This window comes from Nocardioides sp., assembly GCF_014360585.1.
Classification (GTDB): Bacteria; Actinomycetota; Actinomycetes; order Propionibacteriales; family Nocardioidaceae; genus Nocardioides.
In genome coordinates, this window is sequence record NZ_JACIXG010000136.1 from 1 (window position 1) to 8,441 (window position 8,441).

At 70.3% G+C, this 8,441-nt stretch carries 9 protein-coding genes; 5 read left to right on the top strand and 4 right to left on the bottom strand.

Annotated features, from left to right (window positions below; translation table 11 throughout):
• The first annotated feature begins 94 nt into the window (after positions 1-94).
• The 5 genes from H5T77_RS25035 (at position 95) to H5T77_RS25055 (ending at position 5,501) form a co-directional block, all read left to right on the top strand.
• Complete coding sequence (locus H5T77_RS25035) at positions 95-1,285, top strand: sensor histidine kinase (RefSeq protein WP_292653326.1); 1,191 nt, start codon at positions 95-97, stop codon at positions 1,283-1,285.
• Positions 1,282-1,986, top strand: coding sequence for a response regulator transcription factor (locus tag H5T77_RS25040; RefSeq protein WP_292653327.1), 705 nt, complete (start codon positions 1,282-1,284; stop codon positions 1,984-1,986). Before H5T77_RS25035 ends, H5T77_RS25040 begins: the two co-directional genes overlap by 4 nt.
• A gap of 109 nt (positions 1,987-2,095) precedes the next feature.
• On the top strand, positions 2,096-2,692 hold the full coding sequence (locus tag H5T77_RS25045) for a DUF2867 domain-containing protein (protein ID WP_292653328.1): 597 nt from the start codon (positions 2,096-2,098) through the stop codon (positions 2,690-2,692).
• A 23-nt stretch (positions 2,693-2,715) separates the two neighbouring features.
• A complete protein-coding gene (locus H5T77_RS25050) occupies positions 2,716-3,738 on the top strand; it encodes a hypothetical protein (RefSeq protein WP_292653329.1) in 1,023 nt (340 codons plus the stop codon).
• Positions 3,739-3,863: 125 nt separating this feature from the next.
• Positions 3,864-5,501 carry a serine/threonine protein kinase gene (locus tag H5T77_RS25055; protein WP_292653330.1) on the top strand — a complete coding sequence of 546 codons (1,638 nt, stop codon included), beginning with the start codon at positions 3,864-3,866 and terminating at the stop codon, positions 5,499-5,501.
• Between the two features lie 179 nt (positions 5,502-5,680).
• On the opposite strand, the gene H5T77_RS25060 is transcribed toward H5T77_RS25055, so the two are convergent.
• The 4 genes from H5T77_RS25060 to H5T77_RS25075 all read right to left on the bottom strand — a co-directional run.
• Positions 5,681-6,007: a putative quinol monooxygenase gene (locus H5T77_RS25060; protein ID WP_292653331.1), complete on the bottom strand. Its 327-nt coding sequence runs from the start codon at positions 6,005-6,007 to the stop codon at positions 5,681-5,683.
• Positions 6,008-6,035: 28 nt separating this feature from the next.
• Positions 6,036-6,830, bottom strand: coding sequence for an acetoin reductase (locus tag H5T77_RS25065; protein ID WP_292653332.1), 795 nt, complete (start codon positions 6,828-6,830; stop codon positions 6,036-6,038).
• 50 nt (positions 6,831-6,880) lie between these two features.
• A complete protein-coding gene (locus H5T77_RS25070; RefSeq protein WP_292653333.1) occupies positions 6,881-7,915 on the bottom strand; it encodes an NAD(P)-dependent alcohol dehydrogenase in 1,035 nt (344 codons plus the stop codon).
• Positions 7,912-8,441, bottom strand: a 530-nt coding sequence (locus tag H5T77_RS25075) for a hypothetical protein (RefSeq protein WP_292653334.1), incomplete at its 5' end; no start/stop codon positions are given. The genes H5T77_RS25075 and H5T77_RS25070, both read right to left, overlap by 4 nt.

The window sequence follows — 8,441 nt, forward strand, 5'->3', positions numbered from 1 at the left end:
AGACAGCTCTGCTGAGCTCATCCTGAGCTCATCCCGTGGGCCCGCTCCGATCGGAGCGGGCCCACGGTCGTCCTCGACACCATAGGGTTGGCGCATGACCGTGGCAGCTGCTCCCGGGCCCCGCTGGCTCGGAGACGTCGGACAGCTGGCGTTGGCGGGGGTCCTCGCGCTGACCCTGCTCCCGGTCGGATGGACATCGGTGACCGAGGGTGACGTCGCGACGGGGTGGGAGATCGCGCTTCTGGTCGCGCTCGTGACGATGCACGCCGCAGTGGCCACCGCCCGTCGCCGGCCGTTGGAGTCGTACGTCGCCGGGGCGCTGGCCGAGCTGGTGCTGGTCGCCGCTCCCGATCTGGGCGGGCCGACGGCGGCCGCCGCTGGGAGCGAGTACGGACCGGTGCTGCTGCCGAGCAGCCTGTGCTTCTTCGTGCTGCTCTACGCGGTGAGCGCCCAGGACCGGCGACCCTGGCCAGGGGTCGCGCTCGGCATCGCGCTGGTGGGCTGTCTGCTGACCGTCGTACGCGTATGGCATTTCGACGGCACCGGACTGCAGGGGTGGACCTGGTGGCTGATGGTGACCACCGCGACGCTGGCCGCCACGATGGCGGCGTGGGCGCTCGGCCGTTTTCGCGCCACCCGGGCCGCCTGGGCCGATCAGGTCGCCGACCGTGCGGCCGCCGAGGAGCGGCAGCGCATCGCGCGCGAGATGCACGACGTCGTCGCCCACTCGCTCGCGGTCGTGGTCAGCCATGCCGAGGCCGGCCGGATGGTCGTCGGGCAGCAGCCGGAGCGGGCGGCGGGGATCCTCGACACGATCGCTAACACCGGTCGGGAGGCGCTGACGGAGATGCGGGGGCTGCTCGGGGTGCTCGGTGGTGAGTCATCTCGACAAGCTCGATACATCGCCTCGACCGAGCCGCAGCCCGGACTGGCGGACGTGGAGGATCTCGTCGAGCGGATGCGCGCGGCCGGCCTGAGTGTCCGTCTCGAGGCGGACGAGTCCGGACAGGTCGCGCCGGCCGTCGGCCTGACCGCCTACCGGGTGGTGCAGGAGGCGCTCACCAACGTCACCCGGCATGCGGGGCCGGGAGCGGCGGCGACGGTGTCGGTGAGACGCATCGGCCGCCAGCTCCAGGTCGAGGTCAGCGACGACGGAGTGGGGACGCAGAGCCCGCCCGGGCGAGGCCTGCGCGGGATGCGTGAACGGGTGGCCGCGGTCGGCGGGACGCTCGAGGCGGGGCCGAGCAGCGAGGGGTGGCGGGTACGCGCCATGATGCCGCTATGAGCGAGCGTCAGCGAGCGACCAGCGTGAGCGAGGCAGAGAACCCGATCCGGGTGGCGATCGTCGACGACCAGGAGCTGATGCGCTCGGCGCTGCGGATGATGGTGGAGAGCCAGGCCGACCTCGAGCTCGCCGGGGAGGCGGCCGACGGTCACGAGGCGCTCGCCCTGGTGCGTACGAAGCGGGTCGACGTCATTCTCATGGACCTGCGGATGCCGCGCCTCGACGGGATCCAGGCCACGGCTGCGATCACGAGTGAGAAGCCCGCGACGAAGGTGGTCGCGCTGACGACGTTCGACCTCGACGACTATGCGTTCCCGGCGATCCGGGCCGGCGCCAGCGGCTTCCTCCTCAAGGACGCCCGTGCCGAGGAGATCGTCGAGGCGATCCGCACCGTCCACGCCGGTCACGCCGTGGTTGCGCCGTCGACGACGCGACGTCTGCTCGAGCACGTGGCGACGGCGCCGGCGGCCGACAGCGGTCGGGCCGCCGACATCCGGGCGACCCTCACGCCCCGCGAGCTCGACATGCTGCTCGAGCTCGCCACCGGCGACAGCAACTCCGAGATCGCTCGCCGTGTCCACCTCTCCGAGGCGACGGTGAAGACGCACGTCGGCCATGTGCTCGCCAAGCTCGGCCTGCGCGACCGGGTGCAGGCGGTCGTGCTGGCGTACGAGACCGGGCTGGTCGGCCGGCGTAGCTGAGCCCGCCTCATCCCAGAGGCTGAGGTCCCCGCGACCTGAGGGCGACGAGCCGCGGACGTGCGCGGGCCAGTGTGGAGACATGACCACACGAGCACCCTTACAAGCACCCTTGAGAACCAGACCGCTGCCGTCGGGCGTCTACTCGGGCCGACACTGGCGGATCCACGAGATCACCGCAGACTTCGACCTCGAGGACGTCTGGGCGCTGCCCGTCCAGGGCGGACCCGACGACCTACCGCGCTTCGTCACAGCGATGATGGCCGATGACGACCGCGACTTCCCGGCGGCGTACCGCTTCCTCTTCGCGGTCCGCTGGGCGCTCGGCAGGATGCTCGGCACCGACGGCGACGAGCAGGGCCTGGGAGGACGGGTCGTGCCGCTGCGCGATCGCCTGCCTGAGGACCTCCTCGACCGTCCGGCACCCGAGAGCGACACCATCCCGTTCCACGCGCTCTACCTGACGGATCGGGAGTACGCCGCGGAGATCGCCAACCGCACGATGCACGGTGTCCTGCACCTCGGCTGGGTCGAGGACGACAGCGCCCCCGATGGTTTCAGCGCGCAGATGAGCGTGCTGGTGCGGCCCAACGGGCGGTTCGGAGAGGCCTACATGGCCCTCATCAAGCCGTTCCGCTACGCCATCGTCTATCCGGCCCTGCTGCGCACGGTCGGAAAGCGCTGGGACACGGCCAGGAGCGTGGCCTGATGCGATGTATCGAGCCTGTCGAGATGAGCGCCCTGATGGAACGTACGCAACGTACGCAGCACCGCTCCGTCGCGCTGCGCGCGGCGCCGTGGGTCGCCGGCGCCTGGACCCTCGCCTTCGGCGCCCTGGTCGGGCTCGCCCTGCTGGGCAGGGCCCCGGATCCGTGGGTCCCCGATGCGGCTTCCCCGCTCGGCGCTCTGAGCGGCACCCAGATGTCCTGGGTGATCGCGGTGCTGGCGCTCCTCGCCCTGGCTGCCGGGGGCGTGGCCGCGAAGGTGCGGACACCACGTACGACGAAAGCGACAGGATGGCTCCTGATCGTTCTCGGGCTCGTCGTGGCCGTCGTCATCTCCGACGTCCGCGCGCTGATGTTCCTCGGCTATCTGCCTCAGGTCCTGCTGGCGATGGTCGGGGTCGGACCGGGTGCCGGACAGCTCGAATGGGGCCTCTTCGTCGACTCCGGCGTCGCTCTGGCGCACGCTGCGGGCGGACTGGCCATGGTCGTCGCCGGTGTCTCCCTGCTCGGGCGGGCCGCACCAGGCGGACGTCTGGACTGGGGCCGCTGGGCGCGCTGGGGGCGTCCTGCGGTGGCGGTCGCGGTCGTCGTACCTCTTCTCTACGCCGTCACCCGGATCGCCTGGGCGCTGGACATCCCGTTCGGGATCAGCCACGGGATGCTGGAGGAGCTCGGCGAGGCGAAGTGGGCCGGCTTCGGGCTCGCGGCCTTCGCCGTGGTGGGGGCGGTCCTGACCTGGGGCCTGGTGGCGCGCTGGGGCGAGGTGTTCTGGCGCTGGGTGCCCCGCATCGGCGGGCGTCCGGTGCCGATCGCGATGGCCCTCGTCCCCGGGCTCCTGGTCGCCGGCGTGGCGATGTCCGCCGGGATCTCGTTCTGGCGGATGGCGATCTCGGACGACCTCTGGCGGGTCCCCGGGGCGACCTCTGACTGGGCCGCGTGGGGGCCGGAGATGCTGTGGCCGCTGTGGGGCGTCGCGCTCGCCGTCGCCTGCCTCGCCTACCTGGGGCGGCGCACCGCGGCGCGTGGATGACCTCCGGATCCCGCTCGACCTGGCCGTGCCAGGTCGAGCGGGATCGACGGGGGATTTCGAGACACGCCGGCAGCCGGCTGAACGACGGTTGAGCATCAGAGGCTCCCAACTGGGACCATAGTCCCATGCGTATCCGTCTCCCACGCGCCGGTCGCCCGAAGTCGGAGCACCTGGCCGCACAGAGCGGTCCCGCCGCTCCGAACGAGCAGAGCCTCGCCGACCGGCTTGCTCGGGAACAGCAGCTCTCACCCGATGAGGCCGCCGCCATCGTCGGGGAGGTCGCGCACCTCCTCGCTGCGGGGCACGCTGTCGGGAACGTGCACGGCGACATTCGGCCGGCGACCATCGGGTTCATGGAGGAGGGCCGGGTCGGGCTGATCGGCGCCCCGCCGCCGCGCCTGGGAGAGAACCTGGCCTACCTGGCTCCCGAGCAGATCGATCGTCGGCGGAGCGGGGTGGCGGCCGATGTCTACTCGCTGGGTGCGGTGTTCTTCGAGCTTCTCGTCGGTCGTCCGCCGAACGTCAGGGGCGAGCCCGAACGTGTCGGGTCGTTGGTGACCGTGCCGGGCCAGATCGACGGCATCGTCACCGCGATGCTCGCCGAGAATCCGTCCCACCGGCCGCGGGCCGAGGACGTGGTGAGCGTGCTCGAGAGCGGGCTCGACGCTCCGCCGAAGAAGATCGTCCGCGCGTCCAGGAAGGGGCGCAAGCTCTGGCACTCGCCCTCTGTCCTGGGCACTCTCATGGTTCTGCTGTTGCCGGGATTCGTCCTAGCTGGCTCGGGCCTGCGGCGCGCGGGTGAGACGCGGTCGTACCTCGGGAGTGTGGAGCGTCTGGCAGACATCCTTCCGACGAGCTTCGCGCTCGCTTTCGACCTCTCGATCGAGCGGGACGCGCTGCGTAGCGGTGGGAGAGTGTCGGAGGAGTTCATCAGGGTCACCGACCAGTCGATCGAGGACTGGAAGACTGAGGTCGAGGGGATCGACACCGGTGGCGACCCCGGCCTGCGCCGACGTACGGAGCGAGCAGCGGCAGCTCTCGAGCGTCTGTCGGACATCCGGCCGGCCGTCAGGTCGGGCGACCGGGCCAGCACGCCGGCTGATGCGGCGACCTACACCAACGCCGTCAACGGACTCTTCGATCTGGCCGCCGAGCTGCCGACCTTCGATGATGAGGACCTCGCCAGGCAGGCGAAGAACCTGGAGGCGATCGGTCCGGTCTCCGAGGTGCTCGGGCTCGAGCGCCAGATCATGGCGGACGCGCTGCGCAAGCGCCGGATCAGTGACCGGAGCCTCGCCGACCTCAACGCAGCACAGAGTTCCTGGGTAACGCACTCGGAGTCGATCTACCAGGATGCCGAGCCCGCGACGCAGCAGGCGCTCGACTCCATCTCGGGCAACTCGTTCGCCTTCGGGTCCTACGGGGTGTCGTCGCAGCGTGCGGTCATCCGGGTGGTCAACGCTCGTGATGTCGCGGACGTGGTCAGGCAGCTGAAAGACGGTGCCGACGGCCGGCCGGTCGCCCAGGTCTGGCTTGCCGACGCCGCCATCTTCGTCCAAGGCCTCAAGAAGGTGATGGTTGCCGCCGCCCATGGGTTCGCCGACGATATCGACCGAGAGCGGATGAGCGCCCAGAACCAGAGGATCGGTTGGGTGGTCTTCGCCGGGATCACCCTGGCGCTGTTCGCAACGCTCGGCGTCGTGCTGCTGCGATCCCGTGGGCGATCGAGCGGGACGACTCCCCGCCCGTACGCGTCGTCGTAGCCCAGGTCGCTCACCCGGTCGGACCCCGAGCGCTGCGCCGCGACCTCGACGGCATCACGGACGCGATGCTCGCCGAGGACCCGCGCGAACGGCCCCGGGCCGACGAGGTGGCGGCGGTGCTCGAGAGCGGCACCGCCGCTTGACCTGGAATCACCCCAGGTCAAGCGGGACCAGTGGGTTCAGTCGGTGACCGCGAGCTCGCCGAGCTCGGACCACTCCTGTCCTGGGACGCTGGTGTTGACGATCCGCGGCGTCTCGGCGAGATGACGCGGGAGGTCGGCCTGGGCCTGCTTGAAGTGGGCCGAGGTGACGTGGGCAGCGCCGGCGTCGTCGTCGGCGAAGGCCTCGAGCAGGAAGTACTCGTTCGGATCGTCGACACTACGGGCCCAGTCGAACCAGAGGTTGCCGGGCTCGGCCCTGGTCGCCTCGGTGAACGGGCCGGAGATGGTCGGCCAGTCCTCGGCGTACTCCGGCTTGATCCGGAAGCGGGCGGCGATGAAGATCATGAGCTCTCCTTCAGGGATCGGGGGGAAGTCACGAGAACTGGATGCCCCCGTCGATCATCACGGACTGGCCCGTCATGTAGTCGGAGTCCTTGGAGGCGAGGTAGGACACGAACGCGGCCACGTCCTCCGGAACCGACACCCTGCCGAGGTGGATCAGCTCCGAGTGCTTCTCGATGGCCGCGCCCTTGCGCAGGCCTTCGTGCTTGGCCAGCTCCTCGTCGATGTGGTCCCACATCGCGGTGCCGACGATGCCCGGGCAGTACGCGTTGACGGTGATGTCGTGCTGAGCCCACTCCATCGCCGCGGCCTGGGTGAGCCCGCGGACAGCCCACTTGGAGGCCGAGTAAGGGCCGAGCAGCGCGAAGGGCCGGTACGCCACGATCGACGCCGCTCCGATGATCTTGCCGCCACCGCCCTGCTTGATCATCTGCTTCGCGGCGGCCGTGTAGCAGAGGTAGACACCGCGGAGGTTGATCGACATCAGGTGGTCGAACTCCTCGGGTGTCGTCTCCAGCAACGGCTTCACGTCGGCGATCCCGGCGTTGGCCACTGCGACATCGAGTCGTCCGAGGTCGGCGGCGACCCGGTCGACCATGGTCTGCACCGCGGCCGGATCTGAGACGTCGGCCTCGATCGCGGTCGAACGCCTACCCATCGACTCGATCTCTTCTGCGAGTGCCTTGATCTGGTCGCCGTTGGCACCGATGTCGTTGACTGCGACGTCGAGCCCGTCAGCGGCGAGACGTAGGGCGATGCCTCTGCCGATTCCCTGGGCTGCTCCGGTCACGAGGGCGACGCGCGGTGATTCTTCGGTTGTGGTCATGACTGCCTCCAATGTGTTCGGAATGAACTTCGTACGGCTGGGTTTCGTAGTCAGGGGACCAAGATCGCGCGGCCGCGGACCCGGCCGGCGTCGAGGTCGGAGATGGCGGTCTGGAAGTCGTCGAGGGCGTACTTCTGGGTGTGCAGCGTGACCGCGCCGCGGGCGGCGAGCGCCATCAGGTCGCACAGGTCGTTGTAGGAGCCGACCAGGTTGCCGACGAAGTTGATCTCGGCCGAGATGATGTCGATGGTCGGCACATCGATGTTCTCGCCGTAGCCGACGACGTGGTAGTCGCCCGCCTGGCGGAGCATCCGGACCCCCTCCGCCGTCGCGCCGCCTTCGCCGACGAAGTCGACGAGGACCTCGGCGCCGGCCCCGGAGGTGAGCTCGAGGACCTGGTCGACCTGGGAGCCGTCGGCGACGACGCCGTGGTCGGCGCCGATGTCGAGGGCGAGCTTCACCGCGTCCGGGTTGCGGTCCACCACGAGCAGCTCGGCCGGACTGAGCGCCTTGAGGACCTGGATGCCGATGTGCCCGAGCCCGCCGGCGCCGATGATCACGCACCTGTCGCGCGGGGTCAGCCGCCGGGCGGCCTTCGCGGCAGCGTGGTAGGCGGTCAGGCCGGCGTCGGCCAGGGCGGCCACGTCGGCGGGCTCGAGGGAGTCGTCGATCTTCACCACCGAGCGTGCGGAGGTCTTCAGGTACTCCGCGTAGCCGCCGTTGGTGTCGATACCGGGGAACTGGTTGAGCTCGCAGTGCACGTCGTCGCCCGAGCGGCAGGCCCGGCACAGTCCGCAGGTGATCAGCGGGTGCAGGATCACCTTGTCGCCCTCGGCGACGTTGGTGACGGCGTCGCCCACCGCGTGCACCCAGCCGGCGTTCTCGTGACCGATCGTGTAGGGCAGCGTGACGCCGGACTTCTCCGCCCACTGCCCTTCCAGGATGTGCAGGTCGGTGCGGCACACTCCGGCGCCGCCGATCCTGACGACGACGTCGAACGGGCCGGTCGGCTCGGGGACCGGGACCTCGGCCAGCGCCAGCGGCTGGTGGTAGCCGACCACCTGGACGGCTCGCATGGTGCTCATGAGGATGCTCCTTCTCGGTGCAGGTCGGTCAGAGGTACGAAGGCGGGCGAGGTGGCCTCGTCGCCGTAGCGCGTCGCCAGCAGGCCGCGGCAGAAGTGGGCGTTCCCGTCGATCGAGATCCGGGTCGAACGCGCCCTCCGCAGTGCCAGCGGGATGTCGTCGGGGCGCGCGCCGTCGTGGTCGACCAGGACGTACGCCTCCGGCAGGGCGGGCAGCCCGAGGACCACCCGGCGCCGCAGGAGCGCGGCGGTGAACTCGTCCTCGGCGAGGTCCTGCAGTCGGACCTCGCCCACCGCGTCCGCAGGCAGGTCCGGCTGCCCCCTCAACAGCCGGGTCAGGCAACGCTCGAGCGCGGCCGTGTGTGCCTTGCGGTGGAACGTGGTCCGCAGCTCGTCCAAGGACGACTCGGCCTCGTGGCGGAAGGTGCCGACGTAGCCGGCATCGGCGGCCAGACCGGCGTTGATCAGATCGGAGTCGTGGTGGTCGTCGAGCTCGACGACCACGTGGTCGGTCCACGGCAGCGTGG

What these genes read in the sequence shown, in the direction of transcription:
- H5T77_RS25035 (WP_292653326.1), top strand. Translation starts at nt 95, where the DNA reads ATGACCGTGGCAGCTGCTCCCGGGCCCCGCTGGCTCGGAGACGTCGGA.
- H5T77_RS25040 (WP_292653327.1), top strand. Translation starts at nt 1,282, where the DNA reads ATGAGCGAGCGTCAGCGAGCGACCAGCGTGAGCGAGGCAGAGAACCCG.
- H5T77_RS25050 (WP_292653329.1), top strand. Translation starts at nt 2,716, where the DNA reads ATGAGCGCCCTGATGGAACGTACGCAACGTACGCAGCACCGCTCCGTC.
- H5T77_RS25055 (WP_292653330.1), top strand. Translation starts at nt 3,864, where the DNA reads ATGCGTATCCGTCTCCCACGCGCCGGTCGCCCGAAGTCGGAGCACCTG.
- H5T77_RS25060 (WP_292653331.1), bottom strand. Translation starts at nt 6,007, where the DNA reads ATGATCTTCATCGCCGCCCGCTTCCGGATCAAGCCGGAGTACGCCGAG.
- H5T77_RS25065 (WP_292653332.1), bottom strand. Translation starts at nt 6,830, where the DNA reads ATGACCACAACCGAAGAATCACCGCGCGTCGCCCTCGTGACCGGAGCA.
- H5T77_RS25070 (WP_292653333.1), bottom strand. Translation starts at nt 7,915, where the DNA reads ATGAGCACCATGCGAGCCGTCCAGGTGGTCGGCTACCACCAGCCGCTG.